This window comes from Alistipes intestinihominis, from assembly GCF_040095975.1.
Lineage (GTDB): Bacteria > Bacteroidota > Bacteroidia > Bacteroidales > Rikenellaceae > Alistipes > Alistipes senegalensis.
In genome coordinates, this window is sequence record NZ_JBBMFL010000007.1 from 1 (window position 1) to 23,761 (window position 23,761).

18 protein-coding genes are annotated in these 23,761 nt (G+C 60.3%); 7 read left to right on the forward strand and 11 right to left on the reverse strand.

What is annotated here, in order from left to right; genetic code table 11:
• Positions 1–450: 450 nt before the first annotated feature.
• Entirely contained in the window at positions 451–1,278 is an 828-nt protein-coding gene (locus WMO46_RS07385) for an endonuclease VIII (RefSeq protein WP_349094107.1), read from the forward strand.
• A gap of 88 nt (positions 1,279–1,366) precedes the next feature.
• Here the strand turns inward: WMO46_RS07385 and WMO46_RS07390 are convergent, their stop codons facing one another.
• The 7 genes from WMO46_RS07390 to WMO46_RS07420 form a co-directional block, all read right to left on the reverse strand.
• Positions 1,367–2,173 carry a M48 family metallopeptidase gene (locus WMO46_RS07390; RefSeq protein ID WP_129651826.1) on the reverse strand — a complete coding sequence of 269 codons (807 nt, stop codon included), beginning with the start codon at positions 2,171–2,173 and terminating at the stop codon, positions 1,367–1,369.
• 192 nt (positions 2,174–2,365) lie between these two features.
• Complete coding sequence (locus WMO46_RS07395) at positions 2,366–3,685, reverse strand: acetyl-CoA hydrolase/transferase family protein (protein ID WP_019150981.1); 1,320 nt, start codon at positions 3,683–3,685, stop codon at positions 2,366–2,368.
• Between the two features lie 36 nt (positions 3,686–3,721).
• Positions 3,722–6,604 (reverse strand): translation initiation factor IF-2, encoded by a 2,883-nt coding sequence (gene infB / locus WMO46_RS07400; RefSeq protein ID WP_288661190.1) that lies wholly within the window; start codon positions 6,602–6,604, stop codon positions 3,722–3,724.
• A gap of 31 nt (positions 6,605–6,635) precedes the next feature.
• Positions 6,636–7,865 carry a transcription termination factor NusA gene (gene nusA, locus WMO46_RS07405; RefSeq protein WP_019150979.1) on the reverse strand — a complete coding sequence of 410 codons (1,230 nt, stop codon included), beginning with the start codon at positions 7,863–7,865 and terminating at the stop codon, positions 6,636–6,638.
• 29 nt (positions 7,866–7,894) lie between these two features.
• Positions 7,895–8,362, reverse strand: a complete 468-nt coding sequence (rimP, locus tag WMO46_RS07410) for a ribosome assembly cofactor RimP (protein ID WP_019150978.1) — start codon at positions 8,360–8,362, stop codon at positions 7,895–7,897.
• A 122-nt stretch (positions 8,363–8,484) separates the two neighbouring features.
• Positions 8,485–9,279, reverse strand: a complete 795-nt coding sequence (lpxA, locus tag WMO46_RS07415) for an acyl-ACP--UDP-N-acetylglucosamine O-acyltransferase (protein WP_019150977.1) — start codon at positions 9,277–9,279, stop codon at positions 8,485–8,487.
• A gap of 3 nt (positions 9,280–9,282) precedes the next feature.
• A complete protein-coding gene (locus WMO46_RS07420) occupies positions 9,283–10,674 on the reverse strand; it encodes a bifunctional UDP-3-O-[3-hydroxymyristoyl] N-acetylglucosamine deacetylase/3-hydroxyacyl-ACP dehydratase (protein ID WP_019150976.1) in 1,392 nt (463 codons plus the stop codon).
• An 87-nt stretch (positions 10,675–10,761) separates the two neighbouring features.
• Here WMO46_RS07420 and WMO46_RS07425 point away from each other — a divergent pair, with 87 nt between their 5' ends.
• The 6 genes from WMO46_RS07425 (at position 10,762) to WMO46_RS07450 (ending at position 15,340) form a co-directional block, all read left to right on the forward strand.
• On the forward strand, positions 10,762–11,565 hold the full coding sequence (locus WMO46_RS07425) for a TonB family protein (protein WP_278964761.1): 804 nt from the start codon (positions 10,762–10,764) through the stop codon (positions 11,563–11,565).
• A gap of 60 nt (positions 11,566–11,625) precedes the next feature.
• On the forward strand, positions 11,626–11,712 hold the full coding sequence (locus tag WMO46_RS07430; RefSeq protein ID WP_278964763.1) for a zinc ribbon domain-containing protein: 87 nt from the start codon (positions 11,626–11,628) through the stop codon (positions 11,710–11,712).
• 4 nt (positions 11,713–11,716) lie between these two features.
• Positions 11,717–12,274 (forward strand): VOC family protein, encoded by a 558-nt coding sequence (locus tag WMO46_RS07435; protein WP_278964759.1) that lies wholly within the window; start codon positions 11,717–11,719, stop codon positions 12,272–12,274.
• Between the two features lie 576 nt (positions 12,275–12,850).
• Positions 12,851–13,237: a hypothetical protein gene (locus tag WMO46_RS07440; protein WP_019150973.1), complete on the forward strand. Its 387-nt coding sequence runs from the start codon at positions 12,851–12,853 to the stop codon at positions 13,235–13,237.
• Between the two features lie 72 nt (positions 13,238–13,309).
• Positions 13,310–13,834: a hypothetical protein gene (locus WMO46_RS07445; protein WP_227901112.1), complete on the forward strand. Its 525-nt coding sequence runs from the start codon at positions 13,310–13,312 to the stop codon at positions 13,832–13,834.
• A gap of 9 nt (positions 13,835–13,843) precedes the next feature.
• Positions 13,844–15,340, forward strand: a complete 1,497-nt coding sequence (locus WMO46_RS07450) for a potassium/proton antiporter (protein ID WP_026076577.1) — start codon at positions 13,844–13,846, stop codon at positions 15,338–15,340.
• A gap of 86 nt (positions 15,341–15,426) precedes the next feature.
• On the opposite strand, the gene WMO46_RS07455 is transcribed toward WMO46_RS07450, so the two are convergent.
• The 4 genes from WMO46_RS07455 to WMO46_RS07470 form a co-directional block, all read right to left on the reverse strand.
• Positions 15,427–17,196: a DUF4886 domain-containing protein gene (locus tag WMO46_RS07455; RefSeq protein WP_349094108.1), complete on the reverse strand. Its 1,770-nt coding sequence runs from the start codon at positions 17,194–17,196 to the stop codon at positions 15,427–15,429.
• 40 nt (positions 17,197–17,236) lie between these two features.
• Complete coding sequence (locus WMO46_RS07460; RefSeq protein ID WP_349094109.1) at positions 17,237–18,643, reverse strand: sulfatase; 1,407 nt, start codon at positions 18,641–18,643, stop codon at positions 17,237–17,239.
• 19 nt (positions 18,644–18,662) lie between these two features.
• Positions 18,663–20,345, reverse strand: coding sequence for an exo-alpha-sialidase (locus WMO46_RS07465; RefSeq protein ID WP_349094110.1), 1,683 nt, complete (start codon positions 20,343–20,345; stop codon positions 18,663–18,665).
• 67 nt (positions 20,346–20,412) lie between these two features.
• Positions 20,413–23,742 (reverse strand): DUF5107 domain-containing protein, encoded by a 3,330-nt coding sequence (locus WMO46_RS07470; protein ID WP_349094111.1) that lies wholly within the window; start codon positions 23,740–23,742, stop codon positions 20,413–20,415.
• Positions 23,743–23,761: the final 19 nt, after the last annotated feature.

A 23,761-nucleotide genomic window follows, 5' to 3' on the forward strand; every position in this document is an offset into this window, starting at 1 on the left:
GAACAGAGAAGTTAAGCTCACTAACGCCGATGGTACTGCGGTTTTCCCGTGGGAGAGTAGGTAGCCGCCTCTTCAAGACCAGCCTTTTTAAGGTTGGTCTTTTTTTGTGTTTATATCGGGCTCTGGCTGTTTTTATCCCGGGATGTAATCATCTCTGGTCTTGAAGGCGGTGCCGCCGATTATATATTGACAATTCCATCCCCTTTAAGTTCCTTTTCGTTGCTCATGTCCGGCAGAGCAAACAAGTTTGGCTTTCTCCTCGCTTAATCGCAACGTTGAGAAGGGGGACTTGTTTTCTTTTGATGCCCGGAGATTGGGGAATCGGGTTATTCTTGCTATATTGGACCGATGGATGATCGGTCCGATTGTGCAGTTGACGGCCGAGGCCGCTGTCCTGACCTATGATTGTGAGGTTCACCGGGACGGATGTATATTTTGAATTTTCAGACGATGATCGAAATTCCCGAATCGCAGACCGTGGCGCGGCAAGTCCGCGAAACGCTGGCTGGCCGTACCGTTACCGGTGTGTTCAACGCCACGCATCCCCATAAATTCACCTGGTATACGGGTGATCCGCTCGAATATCCGATGCTGCTGACCGGTCGGAAGATTGTCGGGGCTGAGGGTTGCGGGGCATTTGTCGATGTGCTGTTGGAGAACGACATGCACTTGGCTCTTTCGGACGGCGTGATCCTGCGGCTTTACGGATGCGAGGACCCGATTCCGGCGAAATACCAGTTGCTCGTTACCCTCGATGACGGGAGTTTTTTGGTGTGTACGGTGGCGATGTACGGCGGGATCAATGCCTTTCCGGGCGAGTCGGATAACCCGTATTACCAAGGTGCCCGGACGAAATGTTCACCGCTGGAGGAGCGGTTCGACGCCGGTTATTTCAGCCGGCTTTGGGCCGCGTCGAAGCAGAGCCTCTCGGCAAAGGCATTTCTGGCCACGGAACAACGGATTCCGGGGCTCGGGAACGGAGTTTTGCAGGATATTCTGTTCCGGGCGGGGATTCATCCCAAACGCAAACTCGCCACGCTGGGGGATGCCGATGCGGAGCGGCTTTTCAGGACGCTGAAAAGCGTGCTGCGGGAGATGACCGACCGCGGCGGGCGCGATACCGAGAAGGACCTCTTCGGGAAACCGGGCGGATATGCCGTACAACTTTCGCGCAACACCTGCGCGGAGCCGTGCCCGGTTTGCGGCGGACCGATCGTGAAGGAGGCTTATCTGGGCGGTGCCGTCTACTATTGCCCCGGCTGCCAGCCGTTGAAATAGGTGATTGAGAATCTGTATACGAAAAAACATCCGGAATTGTCCGGATGTTTTTGTAAAGTAGGGGCGGCTGTGCGGAATCGCCGCTGAATTATTGTTGTGCGGCGGTGTAAGCGTCGGCTTTCTCTTTCATGCGGGCCGCGCGTTTTTCGCTGTCGGGGTGCGAGGAGAACATTTTCTGCACCGTGGAGGCTTTGGCGCCTTTGGACAGTTCGACCAGCTTGTTGAGCGAATTGCTCATGCCGTAGGGGCTGAAACCGTGTTTCACGGCGAACTCGAAGCCGTATTCGTCGGCGGCATACTCCTGTTTCTGCGAGAACTGCGCATCGGTGAAGGCCGTTACGACCTCGCCCAGCTGCGAGTCGCTGAGCTTGGCCAGCGCGCTGCCTTCGGCAGCTCCGGCGGCGTTGCGCGCTGCGGAGGCGAGGTAGGCGTTTTTCATCGCGTGTTTCGTGTCGGCGTGCACCACGTGGCCGATTTCATGGCCGATGATCGACATCAGTTCGTCGTCGTCCATCAGGTCCATCAGGGCTGCGAAAACCCGGATCGAACCGTCTCCGCAGGCGAAAGCGTTGACATCCACCACGAGGTAGACCTTGAAGTTGAGCGGCAGGCCATCGACCTCGGTGATGCCTTCGGTAAGCCGTTTGAGGCGTGCGCCGTAACTCGTCGAATCATCTGCCACGGGGTTGTGGGCATCCATCCACTCGACCGATTCGCGGCTCAGACGGGCGATGTCGTCGTCGCTGAGCGTGATGGCTTTGGCAACGTCTTTGCCGGCGCTGAGGAGTTTTCCGGCATTGAGTTTCTTACCTCCGATTTTAAGTTGGGCGGAAGCGCCCGTCGGGTATGCCGCAACGAGGAGTGCGGCTGCGAACAGATAGAAAAGTTTGTTCATGGTGTAAATTATGTTTGGCGGCGCAAAGATACGAATAAGCGGGGGCAATGTCAAATTTTTATTTGAACATCATTGCCGAGCGGGAGTATCTAAGGCGGAGCCAAACATACGGAAAAAACGAGTAGTTCAGATTTTATAGGTAAAAAAAGCGCCCCCGAAAACGGGGACGCTTCGAATTTTTGCGTACGGGGATTATCCCATGTATCCCTTGATGTAGTGGTGGTGCGATCCCCAGCGCTCGAAAGCCGCCCGGTCGAGCTCCTCGCGGGCCGAGGGGTGCGCCACGCTGATCAGCAGGCGAGCACGCTCCTGCATGGTCTTGCCGTAGAGATCCACGGCGCCGAACTCCGTCACGAACCAGTGGATGTGGTTGCGGGTCGTCACCACGCCGGCGCCGTCGAGCAGCGTCGGGCAGATCTTCGATACGCCCTTGTTGGTGATCGAAGGCATGGCGATGATGGCCTTGCCGCCCTTCGAGAGCGAAGCTCCGTAAACGAAGTCGATCTGACCGCCCACGCCCGACCAGAATTTCGTGCCCAGCGAGTCGGCCGAAACCTGGCCCGTCAGGTCTACTTGCAGGGCCGAGTTGATGGCCACGAAGCGGTCGTTCTGCGAAATGATGTAGGGATCGTTCGTATAGCCCACGTCCATCATCAGCACGCCCGGGTTGTCGTCGATGAAGTCGTAGACGCGCTGCGAACCCATCAGGAAGGTCGAAACCATCTTGCCCGGGTCGGTCTTCTTGGCTTCGCCGTTGATGACGCCCTTCTCCACCAGCGGCAGCACGCCGTCGGCGAACATTTCGGTGTGGATACCCAGATTCTTGTGGCCTCCCAGCTGGCTGAGCACGGCGTTCGGAATGGCTCCGATACCCATCTGCAACGTCGCGCCGTCTTCGATCAGCGCCGCGCAGTTCCGTCCGATGGCCGTTTCGACCTCGTTCGGCTCCGAGAACTTGGCTTCGATCAGCGGGGTGTCGTCCTGCACGAAGATGTCGATCTTCGACATCGGGATCATCGCCTGACCGAAGGCGCGGGGAACGTACTTGTTCACCACGGCGATCACGTGGTCGGCGCACTCCACGGCGGCCAGCGTAGCGTCCACCGACGTACCCAGCGACACGTAGCCGTGCTTGTCGGGCGGGCAGACCTGAATCATCGCCACGTTGCACGGAACGGCGCCGCAGCGGTACAGCTTCTGCGTTTCGCTCAGGAAGATCGGAATGTAGTCGGCATGGCCGCTCTGCGTCACCTTGCGGACGTTCGCGCCCACGAAGAACGAGTCGAGTTGGAACACGCCCTCGAATTTGGGATCGGCATAGGGCGCCGGACCCTCGGTGTGGAGGTGATGGACGTGTACGTCTTTCAGTTCGCCGGCCTCGCCGCGCTTGCACATGGCGTTGATCAGACACTGGGGTGCCGATGCCACCGAGCTCAGGTGCACGTGGTCACCCGATTTGATGACCTTGACGGCCTCCTCGGGCGTGGTGAAATGGATGGGTTTAGTAGTCATTACTGCCAATGGATTGTAAGTAGTTAGTTTTATGGATTACTTGCGTTTCACTTCTACCTGTTCGTAGCCTTCGACGATGTCGCCGACACGGATGTCGTTGAACGATTCGATGTTCAGACCGCAGTCCTGTCCGACCACGACCTCCTTCACGTCGTCCTTGAAGCGTTTGAGCGAACCCAGTTTGCCCGTGTAGATCACGATACCGTCGCGGATGACGCGGATCGGGGTCGAGCGTTGCAGCTTGCCTTCGCGGACCATACATCCGGCGACGGTTCCGACCTTCGTGATCTTGAAGATTTCGAGCACCTCGACCGATGCCACGATCTCCTCCTTCATCACGGGTTCCAACATGCCTTCGATGGCGTCCTTGATGTCGTTGATGGCGTCGTAGATGATCGAGTAGAGGCGGATTTCGATCTCCTCCTTCTCGGCCAGCTTGCGCGCCGATGCCGACGGACGCACCTGGAAGCCGACGATGATGGCGTTCGAAGCGGCGGCCAGCAGAACGTCGGACTCGGAAATCTGACCCACGGCGGCGTGGATGACGTTGACCTGCACGGTCTCCTTCGAGAGCTTGATGAGCGATCCGGACATGGCTTCGATCGACCCGTCCACGTCGCCCTTGACGATGATGTTCAGCTCCTTGAACGAGCCGATGGCGATGCGTCGGCCGATCTCGTCGAGCGTCACGTGCTTCTGGGTCATGATGCCCTGCATGCGGGCCAGCTGTTCGCGCTTGTTGGCGATCTCGCGCGCCGAGCGGTCGTCGTCCATGACGTTGAACGTGTCGCCGGCCTGCGGGGCGCCGTTCAGACCGAGCACCTGCACGGGCGTCGAGGGACCTGCCGTCTCCACCTTCTTGCCGTTCTCGTTGAACATCGCCTTCACGCGGCCCGTGTAGGTTCCCGAGAGGATCACGTCGCCGACGCGGAGCGTACCGCTCTGCACCAGGATCGTCGAGACGTAGCCGCGGCCCTTGTCGAGCGTCGATTCGATGACCGTACCCTGCGCTTTCTTGTTGGGATTGGCTTTCAGGTCGAGCATCTCGGCTTCCAGCAGCACTTTTTCGAGCAGTTTGTCGAGGTTGATGCCCTTCTTGGCCGAAACCTCCTGGTCCTGGTATTTGCCGCCCCACGACTCTACGAGGTAGTTCATCTGCGAGAGCTGCTCCTTGATGTGGTCGGGGTTGGCGTTGGGTTTGTCGATCTTGTTGATGGCGAATACCATCGGCACGCCGGCGGCCTGCGCGTGGTTGATCGCCTCGATGGTCTGCGGCATGACGTTGTCGTCGGCTGCGACGATGATGATGGCAACGTCCGTGACGGCGGCGCCGCGCGCACGCATGGCCGTGAAGGCTTCGTGGCCCGGGGTGTCGAGGAACGTGATCTTCTGTCCGTTCAGCACCACGCTGTATGCGCCGATGTGCTGGGTGATGCCGCCGGCCTCGCCTTCGATGACGTTGGTTTTGCGGATGTTGTCCAGCAGCGAGGTTTTACCGTGATCGACGTGTCCCATGACCGTCACGATCGGCGGGCGCGGCACCAGATCCTCCTCCTTGTCCTCGCTGTCGTCGGCGATGGCCTCCTGAATCTCCACTGAGACGAATTCGGTCTTGTAGCCGAACTCCTCGGCGACGACCACGAGCGCTTCGGCGTCGAGACGCTGGTTGATCGACACCATCAGTCCGAGATTCATGCAGGCCATGATGACCTCCGTCGGCGCGACGTTCATCATCGTGGCCAGCTCGCTGACGGTCACGAATTCCGTGACCTTGAGCGTCTTGCGCTCCATTGCCTCGCGTTCGAACTCCTCGTTCATGCGTTCGGCCACGGCTTCGCGCTTGTCCTTGCGGTATTTCGCACTCTTGCTCTTGGCACCCTTGGCCGTCAGACGCGCCAGGGTGTCCTTTACCTGTTTCGATACCTCTTCGTCGCTCACTTCGGGGCGTACGATCGGTTTGGGGGCGTTCTTGCCCTTGTTGCGGCGTCCTTCGCCCGGACGGGGCTGGTTGTTCTGTCCTCCCTGGCCGCTGCGGTTCTGGCCCTGGCTGCCCGGACGGTTGTTCTGCCCGCCCTGGCCCTGACGGTTGCCGCCGCCCTGCGCATTGCCCTTCGGGGCCTTGCTGACATCCACTTTTTCCTTTTGGAGCCGTTTGCGTTTGTGCTTGCCGCCGGCGACGAAGCCCGACACGTCCATCGTGCCGAGCACCTGCGGACCCGTGAGGGTCACGGTCTCCGGACGGAAGATATTGTCTTTCGGAGGCTCCGGCTTCGGAGCTTCCGGTGCGGAGGCTGCGGGTTGGGGTGCCTCGGGGGCTTTCGGGGCCTCCTCCGCTTTGGGCTGCGGCGCCGGGGCGGGAGTTTCGGCCTTCACCTCGGGTGCCGGAGCGGCTTTCGGCGCTTCGGGGGCTTTCGGGGCCTCCTCCGCCTTGGGCTGCGGAGCCGGGGCGGGAGCTTCGGCCTTCACCTCGGGTGCCGGAGCGGCTTTCGGCGCTTCGGGAGCCTTCGGAGCCTCCTCCGCCTTGGGCTGCGGAGCCGGGGCCGCCTTGGCCTTGGGTTTGGGCGAAAGGTCGATCTTGCCGAGGAATTTCGGCTGCTGGATCTCGTCCTTTACGCTGATGACATTGCTTTTGATGACGACCTCCTTTTCTTCCTCACGCTCCTGCTTTTTGGCTTCTTCGAGGGTGATGGTCGTCTGTTTCAGGGAGATGCGCTCACGGATCGAGTCGCGTGCGCCGGCAGCGCTGCGGTTCGCCCCGAACTCCTTCTCCAAAACGGCATAGGTGTCCGCATCGACCAGCGTGTTGGGCGATCCGTCGCTCTTGATGCCCTTCTTTTGCAGGAAGTCCGTGATCGTGTTCAGACCGACGTTGAACTCCTTTGCAACCTGAATGAGCCTTAATTTTCTTTCGTTACCCATATTTTGTCTGTTTCTCTTTTTTCGGTTTGGATTATTCGAACTCGGCTTTCAGAATCTCGACGACCCTCTGCGCCTGTTCCATTTCGAGATCGGCGCGGGCGGCGATCTCCTCGACGGGCAGTTCCAGCACGCTCTTGGCGGTGTCGCAGCCGGCGGCTTTCAGGGCTTCGATGATCCATCCGTCGATTTCGTCGGCGAATTCGGTCAGCGCCACGTCCTCCTCCTCGATTTCGCGGTAAACGTCGATGTCGTAGCCGGTGAGCATCTTCGAGAGGCGGATGTTGAGACCTCCCTTGCCGATGGCCAGCGACACCTGGTCGGGTTTGAGGTAGACCGAAGCGGTCATCTTCTCCTCGTCGATGGTGATCGAGGAGACCTTGGCGGGGTTGAGCGAGCGCTGGATCATCAGCGACGGGTTGGCCGTGTAGTTCACAACGTCGATGTTTTCGTTGCGCAGCTCCTTGACGATCGAATAGATGCGCGAACCCTTCATGCCGACGCAGGCTCCCACCGGGTCGATGCGTTCGTCGTAGGACTCCACGGCGACCTTGGCGCGCTCGCCCGGGATGCGGACGATCTTCTTGATGGTGATCAGCCCGTCGAAAATCTCGGGAACCTCCTGTTCGAACAGCCGTTCGAGGAACTGGTTGGCCGTGCGCGACAGGATGATGCGCGGCTGGTTGTTGTTCATCTCCACCGACTTGACGATCGCCTTGATGGTGTCGCCCTTGCGGTAGAAGTCGTTGGGGATCTGCTCGGCCTTGGGGAGGATCAGCTCGTTTTCCTCGTCGTCGAGGATCAGCACCTCTTTCTTCCAAACCTGATAAACCTCGCCCGTGACGATCTCGCCGACCTTCTCCGAATATTTCTCGTAGAGGCTGGCCTTTTCCAGATCGAGGATGCGCGATGCGAGGTTCTGACGCAGCGACAGCACGGCGCGGCGTCCGAACGACTGCAATTTGATCTCATCGGCATAGTCGTCGCCGATTTCGTAGGTCGGGTCGATGGCCTTCACCTCCGACACGGCGATCTGCGTGTTGGGGTTCTCGACGGCGCCGTCTTCGACGACCGTGCGGTTGCGCCAGATTTCGAGGTCGCCCTTCTCGGGGTTGATGATGACATCGAAATTCTCGTCTGTTTCATACTGTTTCTGCAACGCATGGCGGAAAACGTCCTCCAATACGCCGATCATCGTCGATTTGTCGATGTTCTTCAGCTCTTTGAACTCGGCAAAGTTGCTGATGAGATTGAGATTGTCCATTGTGTCGTTATCTTGTTTTCAGTTTCGTACTATTTGAAATCCAGCCACTCCTTCGTCCATTTGACCTCGGAGAAAGGGTAGGTGCGGGTGACCGTCACCAGTTGTTTCTTCTTTTTGCCCTCGACGGCCTGCTTCTCCTCGTAGGAGAGGGTGATGCCTTCCTCCGTCGCCTCGTCCAGCTTGGCCAGGATTTTGACGCCGTTCGTGAGCAGCACCTCCGCCGGCCGGCCGACGAGTTTGCGGTACTGGCGCAGGCTGCGGAGTTCCGAGCCGATGCCGGCCGACATGACCGTCAGCGAGAAATCCTCCTCCTCGCGGTCGAGTTCCGCCTCGATGGCGCGGCTCAGTTCCGCGCAGGCGTCGATGCCTACCGACGTGTCGCTGTCGATCGTCAGTTCGATGTCGTTGCCCGGCGTCGAGGTGCACTCCACCACGAACAGGTCCGTGCCTTCCAGGTGACGTTCCGCCGCTTCGATTATTTTTTTCGTATCCGTCATAATAATTGCTCGTGCCTAAGTATGAAAGAAGGGGACTGACCGTCCCCTTACCTCCTGCTTCTGTCTTTCGACAGCGCAAATATACGAAAAAAAATCTATATACCAATATTCAAAGGCAAAATTTACTCCTCTTTCGATTTCGATTCGTAGGGTTTGATGATCCCGCGTTTCGAGGTGCGGATGAATTCGATCAGCGCGTCGCGTTCGGGGCTCTGCGGAATCTGCTTCTCGACCTCGTCGCAGCCGTTCAGGTAGTTCAGGCCGCTCTGGAAGAGGATGCGGCAGGCGTCGTGGATCTCGGCGATGCGCTCGGGCGTGAAGCCGCGGCGCGAAAGCCCGATCTTGTTGATGCCCGCGAAGCGCAGCGTGTCGTTGCGCACGATGACGTAGGGCGGAAGGTCCTGCCCCAGCAGGGTGCCGCCCTGAATCATCGAGTGCGCCCCGATGTGGGTCCACTGGTGTACGGCGGCGTGTCCTCCGATCACCACCCAGTCGCCGACGTGAACCTCGCCCGCGAGCGATACGCGGTTGGCGATCACGCAGTTGCTGCCGATGACGACATCGTGTCCCACGTGCACGTAGGCCATCAGCAGGTTGTTCGAACCGATGCGCGTGGTTCCCGTCGAGGCGGTGCCGCGGCTGATCGTGACGTATTCGCGGATGTCGTTGTCGTCGCCGATCTCGCAGGTCGTGATTTCACCGGCGAATTTCAGGTCCTGCGGCAGACACGAAACCGACGCGGCGGTGTGGATGCGGCACCGGTTGCCGATGCGTGCGCCGTCGTGGATCACGGCTCCGGGGCCGATCCAGCAGTCGTCGCCGATCACGACATCGCCGGCGATATAGGCGAAAGGCTCCACCGTGGCGTTCGCCCCGATCTTCGCGTCGGGGTGGACGTAGGCAAGGTTGCTTATCATCTCTTATTTTCTGTTTTTGACAACCTGCGCCATCATCACGGCCTCGCAGGCGAGCGTCTCGCCGACGAACGCCTTGCCCTCGACCACGGCGACGCCGCGGCGGATGGGTTCCAGCAGGTGGATTTCGAATTGCAGCGTGTCGCCCGGCACGACCTTGCGTTTGAATTTCACGCCGTCGATCTTCATGAAGTAGGTCGAGTAGTTCTCGGGGTCCTCCACGCCGCCCAGCACCAGAATGCCGCTGCACTGCGCCATAGCCTCGACGATCAGCACGCCCGGCATCACCGGCTCCTCGGGGAAGTGGCCCACGAAGAAGGGCTCGTTCATCGTCACGTTCTTGATGCCCGCCACGTCGGTCTCGTCGCGGTGGAAGATGCGGTCCACCAGCAGGAACGGCGGGCGGTGGGGCAGCATGCGGCGGATGTCGTTGATGTCGTACAGCGCCGGTTTGCGGCAGTCGTAGGTGAAGCGGGGTTTTTCGCCGGCCTTGCGGATGGCGTGTTTGAGCTGCTTCATGAACTCCGTGTTGGCGAAGTGGCCCGGGCGGGTGGCCCACACGCGGCCCTTGATCCGCACGCCCAGCAGGGCGAAGTCGCCCAGCAGGTCCAGCAGCTTGTGGCGCGCCAGTTCGTTGTTGCAGCGCAGTTCGAGGTTGTTCAGATAGCCCGACTTGATCTCGATGTCGGGTTTGTCGAAGAGCTTCTTGAGGTGCTCCAGCTGTTCGTCGGGCACGGGGTTCTCGACCACCACGATGGCGTTGTCGAGGTCGCCGCCCTTGATGAGGTTCATCTTCATCAGCGGCTCCAGTTCGTGCAGGAAGACGAACGTGCGGCAGGGTGCGATCTTGTTCGTGAAGTCGTCGCCGGGGTTGAAGGTGGCGTACTGGTTGCCGATGACCTTCGAGTTGTAGTCCACGTGCACCGAGACGGAGAATTCGTCGTCGGGGTAAAGGATGATCGCCACGCCCTTTTCGGGGATCGTGTAGACCATCTTTTCGGTCACGTGGTAGAACGTGCGTTCGGCGTCCTGGTCCGTCAGTCCCGTTTCGGCGATGGCCCGGGCGTATTCGCGGGCCGATCCGTCGAGGATCGGGGTTTCGGGGGCGTCGATATCTATGACGGCGTTGTCCACGCCCAGCGTCCAGAGCGCCGACATGACGTGCTCGATGGTCGAGACGCGGTGTCCGCCGGCTTCGATGGTCGTGCCGCGCGAGGTATCGACGACATGGTCGCACAGGGCGGGAATTACGGGTTGCCCTTCGATGTCGGTGCGGCGGAACACGATGCCGGTGCCGGCTTCGGCGGGATTGATGGTCATGGTTACTTTCACGCCCGAATGAAGGCCCTTGCCCGTGAACGAGATCGGGGCTTTCAGCGTTTGTTGTTTGGTAGACATAAGCGGAATTTCTTGTATATTTCGCGCAAATATATTAAAAATTTCGGTAAAAAGCCTTATTTTTGCTCGAAATTCCGAACGACAGCAATGACCGAAAATCCGCGTAACAGCAAACCCCAGGCTCCCCGCCGGCCCCGGCTCCGGCTTCCTTTCGACAACCGCAGGGAAGATGCCGGAACGTGGGCTTACGACCATCGTATCGGGTTGTGCGTGACGCTGATAGCCTATCTGGCGCTGATGATCGTCTTCGTGTCGTCGAAGATCGTCGTCGGGGCCCGCTCCCACCAGCAGGGAATGTACGTCGATTTGCAGTCGCTCGCCGAGCTGGAGCAGGAGAAGGCGCGTCTCGAACGCGAGGTGCGCGAGCGCCGGGCTCAGGAGGAGATCGACTGGCGGAGCATCCGCAACCAGGCGTCGAACGAGAACGCCCTCAACGAAAAGCTCCGGGACGACCGCGGAACCAACGCCGCGGCGCTGAACCAGGCGGCGGCCGAGGCCGAGGCGCGGATGCAGGCCAACCGCGAGGCTTACGAGCAGGGGCTGGCCGAGGAGCGCGCCATCCGCGAGCGCCGCGGCAGGGAGGACGGTTCGGAGCATCAGGACCGCAAGGTCAAGGGCCGAGTGACGGTCTCCTTTTCGCTGACGAATCCCGTCCGCACGTCGCGTTGGCTGGAGGTTCCGGCCTACCTGTGCGAAGGCGGCGGCGACGTGGTGGTCTCGGTCACAGTGAACCGTGCCGGCAAGGTCGTCGGCGCGCGCGTGGTCGAGGGCGGCGACGAATGTATGCGCGAATCGGCGTTGCGGGCGGCGCGGTCTTCGCTGTTCAACATCGACGAGACGGCTCCCGCCAAGCAGACAGGAACGATCACCTACATCTTCATTCCCCAATAGTTTTGATTTGGTAATTATAATTACCAGAATGCTGATGGTAGCCCCAATGAGGATTATTGCATCTATTGCTGCAAGGACGGCAGGTTCGCGCAGGACGTGACTATGGAGCAGATGATCGACCCCTGCGCCAGTTCACCGATGAAATAAACAAGTGGCCGGGACAAAATATGACCGTAGAACAGACGAAAGAGATGATGCGCCGATTTTATCCCGATCTCAAACGCAGGAAAAACAAACTATGAGATATTGTTGTACGGTTTTATCCGTGTCGGATATAAACAAAGCCCGAAGTTTCTACGAAGACCTGTTCGGGTTGGAAGTCTGCCAGGATTATGGACGAAATGTCTTGTTCTCTTGCGGTCTGGCTTTGCAGCAGGATTTCGATTGGCTCATTGGCATTCCCAAAGAACAAGTCTGTAAAAAGCCTCACAATGTTGAAATCGCCTTTGAAGAGCCTGATTTTGACGGCTTTCTGCAAAAACTGAATGGCAATCCGGCAATCGCATTCTTAGGTGGAGTCATCGAACATGATTGGGGACAACGTGTAATCCGCTTCTACGATTTGGATGGACATCTCATAGAAGTCGGCGAAGAAATGAAAATGGTCATAGAGAGATTCATCTCTAACGGAATGACTTTAGAAGAAGTTTCCAAAAGGATGGATGTTTCTGTTGATGACCTGCTGAAACTGTTGAAATACGACGTATAATCAGCTTGGCCAAAAAGACTGAGGGGATAATCGCAAACCGGGAAATGGCAGCTGAAATCAAAAGCGGGTGCAGAAAGAAACCGGGCTGTCTATGTTCCGCGCTTTTGCCGTCATTGCGAGGCATCACCCGCTTAAGAAGCGGGTTTCAGGGGGCGACGGTTGTTTCAGAACACTCTCCGTCCGGTTCCGCGCTTTTGCCGTCATTGCGAGGAATCACAGATGCCGTGGCAATCTGACTGGACGTTGTGGCCTTACAACACTGCTATCGGATTCCCACGCTCACGTTCGTTCGCTCGGAATGACCTGTTGCCGCCCCTTAATTCCAGTTCTTAGCCGGGGGCGGGCGCAGAATCGGATGGAAAGCGGCTTGAGAGGCTGTCCGCGTCCTAAAACCCGGCTCTTAGCCGGGGGCGGGCGCAGAATCGGATGGAGAGCGGCTTGAGCGACTGTCCGCGTCCTGAAACCCGGCTCTTAGCCGGGATAATTTTGTCCCTTTTGTGAACTTTTCCGCTCAGGGGCGCGGACATTTCCGAAAAAAACGTAACTTTGCATCAGACCGGATTCTCCGTAATAACTATGCGCAAACTGCTCTTCATATTGCTGGCCCTCGCGGGCTGCCTGCTCTTCTCGGAGAGCCGGGAGAGCTTGCGCACCGTCCGAACGGCCCCCGTGGCGGAGCTTTCGGGCGGCAATGCGTCCGCCGACCAATGGCTGTGCGAACGCATCTGCAATTCGGACCTGAACCAGCCCCGTGTTCTCCGGGAGGCAGAAGCCTCCCCGGCCGCACCCATGTTCCAGCGCGGAGGTCTCCATACGGCGGCACGCGCTGCATTGCGTTGCGTCGCATCGTGCGGCGGCACGGGAGTTGCCAAACTTATTTCAACCTACCGATCCAACGATCTCTCCGTCGGTCCGCATGCCGTGGACTATTACGTCTACCGCCTGCGCCGGCTCATTATTTAGCGTTCCGGATGCCCCGAACGGTTCCGTCCGTTCCGGAAAACGGAGTTGCAAACGTCAAATAATGAAAGAGATATGGATAAAATTAGAATATGCGAGGCGATGTACGCCTTGCCCGGGGAGGTTGTGGTGCGACGCCGCAAATCCCTCGTGCTGCCTGCCGCACTGTTCGTTGCGGGGGTGGTTTTGTTGGTTCTGAATCATGTTTACGGCGCAGAGTTGTCGAACAACATGCGTTCGGCGCTGGTTTTCCTTGGCGGATCGCTGGCGCTGGCGGGGATGATCACCCTCGCGGCGCGGTTTTTCAGCGCCGAAGGGGCGCCCTATTACCGTGCGGGGCGTTGTTACCTGCGCTACGACGAGCTCTATTTCGAGCGCGGATTGGCCGCAGAGGTCAGGGAGTGCGTCGCACAGGGAGATGCGGAGCGGCTTTTCGCCCTGCCTCACGCGCAGGTGCCCGCCGTGGCCGTGGCCGTTTACCGGACGCCCGACAACCGCTTCGCGGCCATGCAGGCGTTCGAGTACGCCGACCTGGAGTACAGGCCGCTGACCGAACTGCGCATTGCCGACGGGCGCGAGATGCAAACAGTTAAAAATTAAAGATACGGAATGATAGACATCAGTGGTGAAAATGTAGTGTTGGTCGGAGCCTTGCTGCTCTTCGTGGCGGTGATGGCCGGTAAGGTCGCCTATCGTTTCGGCGCCCCGGCGCTGCTGCTCTTTCTGGGAGTGGGCATGTTGTTCGGTCTGGACTTCATCTCGTACCGTTCGGTCGATATGACGCAGTTCGTGGGCATGATCGCCCTCTGCATCATCCTTTTCACGGGCGGTATGGATACCTCCTTCCAGGAGATCAAGCCCATCATCGGGCCCGGCGTCGTGCTGGCCACGGTGGGGGTGGTGATGACGGCCGTGGTGCTGGCGGGCTTCGTGTGGCTCATCGCACCGTGGATCGGATTGCAGATCTCCTTCCCGCTGGCCCTGTTGCTCGCCTCCACGATGTCTTCGACCGACTCGGCGTCGGTGTTCTCCATCCTGCGAAGCAAGAAACAGGGACTCAAACAGCACCTGCGCCCGCTGCTGGAGCTGGAGAGCGGTTCGAACGACCCGATGGCCTACATGATGACGATCCTGCTGATCAGCATCGTGACGAACACCTCGGGCGGCGTCGGTATGGGCATGAGCATCGTCTATTTCGTGATCCAGATGATCGTCGGCGCCCTGTCGGGCTACCTGATCGGCCGGCTGGCGGTGTGGACGATCAACAAGATCAACCTCGCCAACCACTCGCTCTATTCGGTGCTTCTGCTGGCTTTCATCTTCTTCGCCTTCGCCTTCACCGACCTCGTCAGGGGCAACGGCTATCTGGCCGTCTATCTGGCGGGTCTGGTCGTGGGCAATCACAAATTGACGCAGAAACGGTCGCTGACGGTCTTTTTCGACGGTTTCACCTGGCTGATGCAGATCGTGATGTTCCTCACGCTGGGACTGTTCGTCAACAGCGACGAGCTGTTCCGTTCCGAGGTGCTGATCCTGGGTTGCGCCGTCGGCGCGTTCATGATCCTCGTGGCGCGTCCCGTCACGGTCTTCGCGTGCCTGCTGCCTTTCCGGCGCTTCACCACCAAGGCGCGGCTTTATATCTCGTGGGTGGGATTGCGCGGCGCCGTGCCGATCCTCTTCGCCATCTATCCGATGATGGCGGATGTCGAGCAGGCCGGGCTGCTGTTCAACGTGGTGTTCCTCTCGACGATCATTTCGCTCGTGGTGCAGGGAACGACCGTGAGCGGCATGGCCAACCTGCTGGGGCTGGCCTACGAGGAGCGGGAGTCGGCGTTCGATGTCAACATGCACGAGGATATGAAGTCGGTGCTCACGGAGGTCGAGGTCAACGAGTCGATGCTCGACAGCGGGCACACGCTCAAAGAGATCACCCTGCCCGAAAACACGCTGGTGATGATGGTCTGCCGCAAGGGGGAGTACTTCGTGCCGCAGGGCAAGACGGAACTGCACCTGGGCGACAAGCTGCTGGTCATTTCGGACCGCGGCGAGGAGCTCGAATCCACCTATAAGGATATGGGCATCGACGACGTGATGAAGCTGGGCTGATGCTTCGGAATGATATGCGGAAAAGGTTCCTGCCGTGCGGCAGGAACCTTTTTCGTTCGATTTGTCTCTCGACGTGCGGGCGGAAGCTACTCCTGCTCGTAGTCGATATAGATTTTGTAGATGTAGAATGCGGCGGTCGAACGGATCGTTATCTTGACCTCGCCTTCCGTGGACGCGCCGCAGTCGGCCGAATACTCGAAGCCCGTGTTCTTCACGGCCGTCACGCTGACGGCCGCCTCCGTAAGGGGAAGATACTCCCGGTCCCCTACGCTGACGGACACGCGCGAGAGCTTGTCCTTCACTCCGCTCGACATCCAGACGGAAACTTTCGAGATTTTCTTTCCCGCGAGTCCGTTCGTTTTCAGGATGAACGGGTCCACGTAGTCGGCGTTGGCCCCGATCTTGTAGCGTCCGTTGGCAGCGCCGTTGGTGATCACGAACTTGTCATGGGCCTCTCCCGAAATTTCCCAGTCGAGCCCGAGGGGAGCGCCGGCCTTTTTTATCGTGCAGATGTCTTCGGGTGCATTTTCCAGCGTGATCGGATAATCGCAAAGTTTCAGGACGTAATTCACCGAACCCTCGACGGGGGGCTTCTCTTCGGACATCCTCGTGATCTCGAAGGGCGTTTTAAGGGCGTTCAGGGCCGCTTCGACCGCTATCGGCCGGGTCCGGTCATCGACCGGGGTCGAGCATTTGCCCGGGGTTTCGTCGCTTTTGCCGAAGAGATAGCGGCTCTCCGATATGTCCGCCCCGAGAGCGGGTTTCAGAATGGACTGGAAGAACAGGGCCGATTCGCAGAAGCGCGTGACTCCATAGTCGGAATGGGTCCCGTCGCGGCTGAGGTCGAGCGGGTGGTTCTCGTTGAGTTCCGAGGTGCGGAGATTCTGCACGGCGGTCGCATTCGAGAAGAACAGATCGACGGGGGTCCGGGAGGTCGCTTCCCGCGTTTGGGCGAGAAACGCTGCGTAGCATTTGTCCTGGTCTCCGTCGAAGAGCTCCCACAGAATGGTGTTATGGGTGCCGTAGAGCTTGGCGGCGGGACAATGAGGGGCGAAGTAGACGATACTCGGACGGTGCGTCGGTTGCGCATGCTGTATGTGATCGACCAGTTCGAGAAAAGCCGCCCGGCCCTCCTCGGACCATCCGCTGCAATTGGTCCTCGTGTCGTCCTGCAAAGTCACGATGTCGTATTCCCGCAGCGCGAGAACGTCCGCCGCGCAGTCATCCAGCAGATTCGGATCGAACTCCGTCCAGTCGTCCTTGCCCGCCTCGTAGATGTAGCGGGAGCATTTCGTGTCCCGGAAGTTGTTCCAGTGGTTCAGGAGCGACCATCCTCCGTGATAGATTACGTCGATATTGACATTGCCGATTCCCATGTCTTTCAGGATTCTCGGAAGATGTTCCACGGCGTCGGCCGTGAGGCTGTTGCCGATACAGAGAATATTGAGCGTCCGGCCCTCTTCCATCCTGCGCAGGGGCGGATTGTAGGGCATCGGGATGTCGCTGCCGAGAACCGCGTCGGGTTCACCCCCCCCCGGCCTGGAAAACAGGAAGTAGCGGCCCTTGTCCTCGACTTTCAGGCCGGATTTCAGATCCTCCGGGGTTATGTCTATGGATTCGTCGTCTCTCAGGAGGAGTATTTTCATAGACCCGTCTTCGCCGGAAACGACGCTCGACGCATAATTGCACACCTTGTTGAGCGAATCGACCCTTCCGAGATCGAAAGACCGGAGGACCGGGGCCGGGGGCACCGGATTCTCCTCTTCCGGAGCCGACGACTTGGCGCACGAGACGGCGATGGAGGCTGCGGCGACCCAAAAGAGCCATTGAAATTGTTTGAATTGTTTGATATACATGACAAATGTTTTTTTATGAAGAAATCGGGGTTGCGGCGCTTTATTTTTCCGCTTCCCGGCGCCAGTCGGCGAGTTGTTCTGCGAGGCGTTCCGCCCGTTCGGGGGCGTCGCCGATCCGGTTGCGGGTTTCGCCGGGATCTTCGCGCAGGTTGTAAAGCTCCTTTTCCCCCGTGTCGTGGAATTCGATCAGTTTCCAGTCGCCCGCCCGCACCGAGCTGCACCAGCGACCGCCGTTCTTTCGGCCCTGTATCTTGAAATACCAGTAGAGCGGACGTTCGGCGTCGCACTTTCCGGTGCCGAGCAGTTCGTCGGCGATGCTCGCCCCGTCCGGTTCGAATCCCTCGGGCAGCGGCGTTCCGGTCAGCTGGCAGAGCGTCGGATAGAAGTCGTAATTGTTGGTCGGCAGTTCCGAGACCCGTCCGCCGCAAATCCGCCCCGGCTGCCAGACGATCATCGGTTCGCGCGTGCCGCCTTCGTAAAGGGTTCCCTTGCCGCCGCGCAGCGGCCCGTTGTCGGTCACCTGGGGAGAACCGCCGTTGTCGCTCGTGAAGATCACGATCGTATTGTCGGCGATCCCCAGCTCTTTCAGTTTTTCGACGATCATCCCGACCCCGTCGTCGATCACTTTGAGCTGGGCGGCGAGGTGCGGATTGTGCGGTTTGGCCAGATAATCCGCCGGCCATTTCTTGTAAGGATCGTTTTCGGGGTTGTTTTTGGAGGGTGCGCTGTGGCTGCATCCGGGCTTGCTGCGGAAATAATCCACCAGTTCGGGCTGGCCGTGCACCATCGTGTGCACGGCGTAGTGGCTCAGATAGAGGAAAAAGGGCCGGTCGCTGTTCCGCTCGATGAAGCCGAGCGCCTCGCGGTTCATGCGTTCGACGATGAATTCGTGTTCTTCGGCTTCGGTCACCGACTTCAGGTGGTGCCACGGATAGAAATAGGTGCCGTTGCCGATGCTCTCCTCGGCCGAAAGGATCACCTCCTCGAACCCGTATTCCTCGGGATACCGTTCGACGGGAGCCCCGTTGGCCCTGTATCCCGAGAGGTGCCATTTGCCGATGATTCCCGTGCGGTAGCCGTTGCGGCGCAATGCCTCGGGGAGCGCGGCGCGGGACGGATCGAGGTGGATCGGGGAGTTCGGTTTGATGTAGTCGGTGATTCCGTCGCGCAGCGGATAGCGGCCCGAAATCAGTCCTGCGCGCGACGGCGAGGAGATCGGCGCCGAGGCATAGGCGTCGGTGAATCGCACGCCGCACCGCGCCAGACTGTCGAGTGCGGGCGTTTCGTTGAACGTGTTGCCGTAGCACCCCAGTTCGGCCCACCCCAGATCGTCGGCGAAGACGATGATGACGTTGGGTTTCTGCTTCGGCTTCTCCCCGGCGGACACCGCGGATGGATGGGTGAACCCGGCCGCGGCTAGCGACAGATAGAAAAGTTCGCGTTTCATGGGTTGTTTCGTTTTGCGGTTATTTCAGTTCGATGCGCATCCATGTTTCGGGGTCGTCCATCGCGGCGGTGAATCCGTCTTCGACCGCTCCGCTGCGAACCGTCGCATTGAACCGCAGCGTGTCGCCCGGCCGGGCCTGCAATGCGGCGAGCGGCACGGCGATCTCCGTGGCGCGGCCCGGAACGCCCGCAGGGGTGAGGCCCGCACGGCTGGCGCCGCGGATGCCGGGGATCGGGCTGACGACCGAACCGTCGGAAGCGACGGTCAGATCGACGCGACGCCCGCCGTACCCGACGGAGAGCCTGATCTCCGCTCCTCCGGCCGACGCCGGATCGAGCTGTTCGGCCAGCAGGTAGAGCCGTTTGCCGTCGTGACAGGCCCGGAAGATCGTTTCGGCCGGGGAGTCGCTGCCGATGAAGAGCGCCTGGTCGCTGCGCCACTCCCGGCCGTCGCCGTCGGGGCGGATGCGGGCTTTCGGGGCGTCGATCCGGTGGTTGAGGTAGAAGACGCCGATCTGGATGCCTTCGTCGCAGTGCATCGTGCCGATGACGCGGTGGGCGTCCATCGGTTCCAGACTGCCCCAGAAGCCTTTGCCGTCGAAGGGCCGGTACCAGTCTTCGTCCCACGACCGTCCGTTGAAGACGCGGCCCCGGCTGTCGCCGATTTTCAGGCTGAACAGCCGGTCGATGTTGCACGAAACGACGATCTCTCCCGACGGGAAGGTCGATACGTATCCGGCGCACCCCTTGAAGAGATTCGTTTCGCGGTCCGCGGGACCGGCCGTGTTCTCGCCGAGCGGCTGCCAGTCGAATCCCCGGTTGCGGACGACCGACATCGTGTAGATGCTGCTGCCCTGCGGGCCGTCGGGTTCGAGACGCGCTTCGAGGAACCCGAAAAGCGTCTTTCCGTCGTTGAGCAGGCGGAAGCAGGGCATCTGGTCGGTGAAGATCCGCACGCCCTTGTCGTCGTACTTGTACTGCCGGCAGACGCGCATGTGTCCGTGCCAGGTGCGGCCGTTGTCCGTGGAGGTGATCACCGAGGTCCCCGAATTGCGGGTGGCGGGCAGGCAGTCGGTGAAGTAGCACTGAATGCGTCCGTCGGGCAGCTGGAGCAGATAGGGTTCCCAGTTGGTGCCTTCGAAGATGACCTCTTCGTCGGACCAGGTGGCTCCGTTGTCGCGGCTTCTGCGGAGCATGATTCCGCAGCCGACGTTGTGTTTGTAGCCCTTCGCGGCGCGGAACGAGCAGGCGGCGAGCAGGTCGCCGTCGGCCAGCACGACGGCATCGACGGTCGAGAAGCAGCGCGTGTCGCTGCCCTCGGAGGTCGTGACGGCGTAGGGTTCGAACAGGATTCGCGTGTCGCTCCAGTGCAGGAGGTCGTCGCTCGTGCAGTAGTAGATGCGGGAGGCGATCTGCCCTCCCTGCACGAAGAGAATGTAGCGTCCGTCGGCCATGCGTTTGATGCGCGGATAGATGGCCGTCCGGTCGGTTTTCAGCTTCGCGGCCGGGAGCAGCTGCCGGTAGGCGCGGACCGATTCGAGCACGCTGTACCGCTCCGCTCCTGCGTGGGAGTTCAGCGGCGCGGCGGCCGTGTTCATCTCGTCGAGCGTGTGCAGGCGCACCGGTCTCTCTTCGGCTTGCGAGGCGGCCGGACCGATCGTCAGGATGCAGGCGGCGAGCAGGGAAAGGATACGTGGATTCATGGGGTCGGAAGGGTAAAGAGGGGGCCGGGTCTGCCGGCCCCCGCGGTTGAACATGGACGATAGGGTTTCATCGGATCATTCCGAGGTAGTAGTTGGCCCAGAGGTGGTCGTTGCGCTGTTCCAAGGCTTTCCGGAAGCACTCCGCCGCCCGGCTTTCGTCGCCCAGCGCCTTGTGGCCGATGCCCTGCATGTAGTAGGCGCGCGCGTTCACATCCTCGGGATACTCTCCGTAGCCGAAGCTCTCGAAGAAGCGCTGAACATAGTCCGTCACGCCGGCCTCTCCGGTCTCGACGATCTTGCGGAGCATGTCGCCGACCGGGGCTTTGGGGTCGATTTTCCTCATTGCGAGCGCTTTCTCGTAGTTGTAGATGCCGTCTGCGTCCCGGACTTCGACCTGCGACGCCATTTTGAAATATTTCCGGGCGTTGCGCCGGTCGCCGACACGTTCGTAGGCCAGTCCGATGTTGTAGTAAACCTGTGCGTCGCGGGCGTAGTACTCCAGATGGGCGTATCCGTGGTTTTCGGGATACTCGTTCATCATCAGCATGTATTCGAGCGCCTTGCGGTCGTCGCCGTTCTTCCGGGCCTTGAGACCCGAGAGCAGGCAGGCATCGACATAGATGTCGTGCAGGTCTTCGATGTGCTCGCGGCGGCTGTAAAAGCGCGTGAGCAGCGGCCGGAGCACCTCCTCGTATTCGCCGTGGAGAATGCGTTGCTTGATGGCCTTCGTCTCCGAGTCGTAGCGCTTTTCATAGAGCGCCTCCCGGCCGGCGAAGAGTTCGTAGCGGGTTTGCAGCGGCGCGTTCATGCGTTCCAGAATCTCGTCGCACTCGGCCAGGAAGATGGCGTTGCCCTCCCGGTCCGCTTCGATCGCCTTGCGGTACCATTCGGCCGCTGCCGGACAGTCCCCGGCGAAGAAGAAGCTGCCCCAGCCGAGGTTGCGCAGGGTCATGGCGAAGTCGGGACGGAGCTCGACGGCCTTTTTCCAGCACTCCATGGCGCGTGCGGGCTGCTTCTGGAAGTAGAGGTTGCCCAGATAATACCAGGTGTTGGCGCTCGCGGGCATGTATTCCAGGGCTTTTTCGTAGACGGCGACCGTCTCCAGCCGGAACGGGTAGACGTAATCCGTGCTCCCGGCCTCGGCCTTGGCGAAGAGCTTCCCGGCGGCGGCCCGGTCGCCCCGGGCGTCGGCCCGCCACGCCTGATAGTACTCCACGGTCGGATAGGGGGCGATCGACTCGCTCCGGGCGAGGATGTCGTCCGTCTCGTCGCCGAAACCGTTGTTCATGTAGTAGAGCGCCAGTTCCAGATAGGATTCGCTCACGCCGCGCAGCAGCCGTGCGAAGGTCTCCTCGGGGAGTTTTCCCATGCGGACCAGTTCGTAGGTCGCGTAGTAGTTGAGCGGATCGAACGCCAAGACATCGGCGGCGATCCGGACGGCCTCCTCCTGCCGGCCGGAGCGGCGCAGCAGGGTCGTCAGCAGGTTGCGCGCGTCGAGGTTCATGCCGTTGTAGGCGACGGCCATCTGCGCCTCCTGAAGCGCCCGGCCGCTGTCGCCCGTGAGCGACGAAATCTGCGCCAGCTGGAAATAGGCCGCCGAGGCGTACTCGTAGTCCCAGGCCGCGCGGTACAGCGTATCGACGGCATCGGCGTATCTGCCCTCCGCTTTCAGGATCAGACCGAGGTTGTACATCGACTCTCCGTCGCTGACGCGGGTCTGGTTGGCGGTCTGCCGTTTGAGGGCGGTCCGCAGGTGCTTCTTGGCCCGGGCGAAATCGCCCTGCTTCCGGTAGTGGATGCCGAGCTGCGTATTGGCGCGCACGTCTCCCGGGTCGCGGCGGACGACCTCGAAGAAGTAGTCGTTCGGATCGACGTGGGCGTTGTGGAACTGGAGATTCCGCATGCCGAGGTAATAGACCTCCTCGGTGTTCTCCACGCTTTTCGGATCGGGGTTCAGCGGCACGACGGGATCGGGCATGGGCTTGGTGCGGTCCAGCTTGTAGGGGTGGTAGCTGATCAGCTCGTTGCCCTCCGAGTCGTAGAGGTACATGGTCACCTCCGACGGTTCGGCGACCTCTTCGGCCGGGACCTTCGTGTCGGCGGCGAAGGGTTTGTCCGGGGCGATCAGGGCGGTCGTCTCGTAGAGCGTCTTGCCGCCGCGCCGCACGACGATGCGGGCGTCGGGCCGGATGCGGGTCACGTTGGCGGCCAGATGCAGCCGTCCGTCGGCGCCGATCTCCATGTTGACCGTCGCGTGTTCGTTGCCCCGGTTGACGTGTTTCAGGTCGCGGATGCCGTACCAGTAGGCCGTGAACTCCTTCGTCTCGTAGGGATTGAGCCAGCAGTAGTCGGGCTGGTTGTCCGAGTAGGCGGCCGTCATCAGTTCGACGTAGGCCCCGTCCTCGTCGGTGAGGGTCTTGCAGTCCCACTCGTGGCCGTAGTTCATGTGGCCCCAGGTCCAGAATTTGCCGCCTTTGTTGATGTGGCGGTTTCCGGCCAGCATCGTGCCGGCGTTCTTGCCGTAGTCGTATCCGCCGATGAAGTCGTCCTGCAAGTCGTAGACGAACACCGATCCGCCCATCAGGGCCGGGAGGTTGCGCCAGTAGCTGACATCCTTGCCGATGTAGTCCGGATTGCCGCAGTAGGGCGCATCGGGAACGGGCCAGCGCATGAAGCTGTTCTTGTGGTGGAACGTTCCGAATTCGGTGTTCTCCGGGAATACGATCTGGTAGTTCTCGTTGGCGTGGGTGGCGACGTTGTTCCAGTGCAGCATGGAGTTCCGGTCGGGGCTGTTGTTGAAGAAGCGGCCTTTCACCTCGATGTAGGAGCGGTCGGGATAGAGCGTCATGCCGATGGCCCACGACATGCGGTGGCGCTTCTCGACCTCGCCGACCCAGATCGTCTTCGATCCGTCGCCGTTGTCCACCAGCTTGTAGTCGATCGGATACTGGCTGGTCGCGCGGTGGTGGTGGAAGACGTTCCATTCGACGCCGCCCGAGATCCATGCGCCGAGCATGCCGACGTTGGCGGGTTTGATCACGTGCTGGCGGTAGAAAATCTCGTATCCGTTGGTTTTGTCCGTGGCGTAGAAAAGGCGTCCGCCGATGTCCGGGAGCACGCACACCTCCAGATAGTCGTTCTCCAGAAACAGGGCCCGGTAGGTGGTGTCGATCTTTTCGTCGGTCGGATTGTCGTTCATGGCATAGGGATAGACGCCGCGTTTGGCCCGCTGGTAGGCGAAGTCGCGTTCGAAAAGCGGAGCCTTTTCCGGTGCGTTCACCCGGTAGGCGGGCAGCGTGATGGTCCCTTCGCGCATTTTCACCTCGCCGTTCCGGGCGCCGGCGCTGCCGCAGAGCAGCACCGCGAGAACGCCGAGTGCGAATTTCGTTTTTTTCATGCTGTTCGTTCTTTGTTGA

Bases quoted from the DNA above. Each gene is read 5' to 3' on its own strand.
- WMO46_RS07385 (WP_349094107.1), top strand. From the start codon at position 451: ATGATCGAAATTCCCGAATCGCAGACCGTGGCGCGGCAAGTCCGCGAA.
- WMO46_RS07390 (WP_129651826.1), bottom strand. From the start codon at position 2,173: ATGAACAAACTTTTCTATCTGTTCGCAGCCGCACTCCTCGTTGCGGCA.
- WMO46_RS07395 (WP_019150981.1), bottom strand. From the start codon at position 3,685: ATGACTACTAAACCCATCCATTTCACCACGCCCGAGGAGGCCGTCAAG.
- infB (WP_288661190.1), bottom strand. From the start codon at position 6,604: ATGGGTAACGAAAGAAAATTAAGGCTCATTCAGGTTGCAAAGGAGTTC.
- nusA (WP_019150979.1), bottom strand. From the start codon at position 7,865: ATGGACAATCTCAATCTCATCAGCAACTTTGCCGAGTTCAAAGAGCTG.
- rimP (WP_019150978.1), bottom strand. From the start codon at position 8,362: ATGACGGATACGAAAAAAATAATCGAAGCGGCGGAACGTCACCTGGAA.
- lpxA (WP_019150977.1), bottom strand. From the start codon at position 9,279: ATGATAAGCAACCTTGCCTACGTCCACCCCGACGCGAAGATCGGGGCG.
- WMO46_RS07420 (WP_019150976.1), bottom strand. From the start codon at position 10,674: ATGTCTACCAAACAACAAACGCTGAAAGCCCCGATCTCGTTCACGGGC.
- WMO46_RS07425 (WP_278964761.1), top strand. From the start codon at position 10,762: ATGACCGAAAATCCGCGTAACAGCAAACCCCAGGCTCCCCGCCGGCCC.
- WMO46_RS07440 (WP_019150973.1), top strand. From the start codon at position 12,851: ATGCGCAAACTGCTCTTCATATTGCTGGCCCTCGCGGGCTGCCTGCTC.
- WMO46_RS07445 (WP_227901112.1), top strand. From the start codon at position 13,310: ATGGATAAAATTAGAATATGCGAGGCGATGTACGCCTTGCCCGGGGAG.
- WMO46_RS07450 (WP_026076577.1), top strand. From the start codon at position 13,844: ATGATAGACATCAGTGGTGAAAATGTAGTGTTGGTCGGAGCCTTGCTG.
- WMO46_RS07455 (WP_349094108.1), bottom strand. From the start codon at position 17,196: ATGTATATCAAACAATTCAAACAATTTCAATGGCTCTTTTGGGTCGCC.
- WMO46_RS07460 (WP_349094109.1), bottom strand. From the start codon at position 18,643: ATGAAACGCGAACTTTTCTATCTGTCGCTAGCCGCGGCCGGGTTCACC.
- WMO46_RS07465 (WP_349094110.1), bottom strand. From the start codon at position 20,345: ATGAATCCACGTATCCTTTCCCTGCTCGCCGCCTGCATCCTGACGATC.
- WMO46_RS07470 (WP_349094111.1), bottom strand. From the start codon at position 23,742: ATGAAAAAAACGAAATTCGCACTCGGCGTTCTCGCGGTGCTGCTCTGC.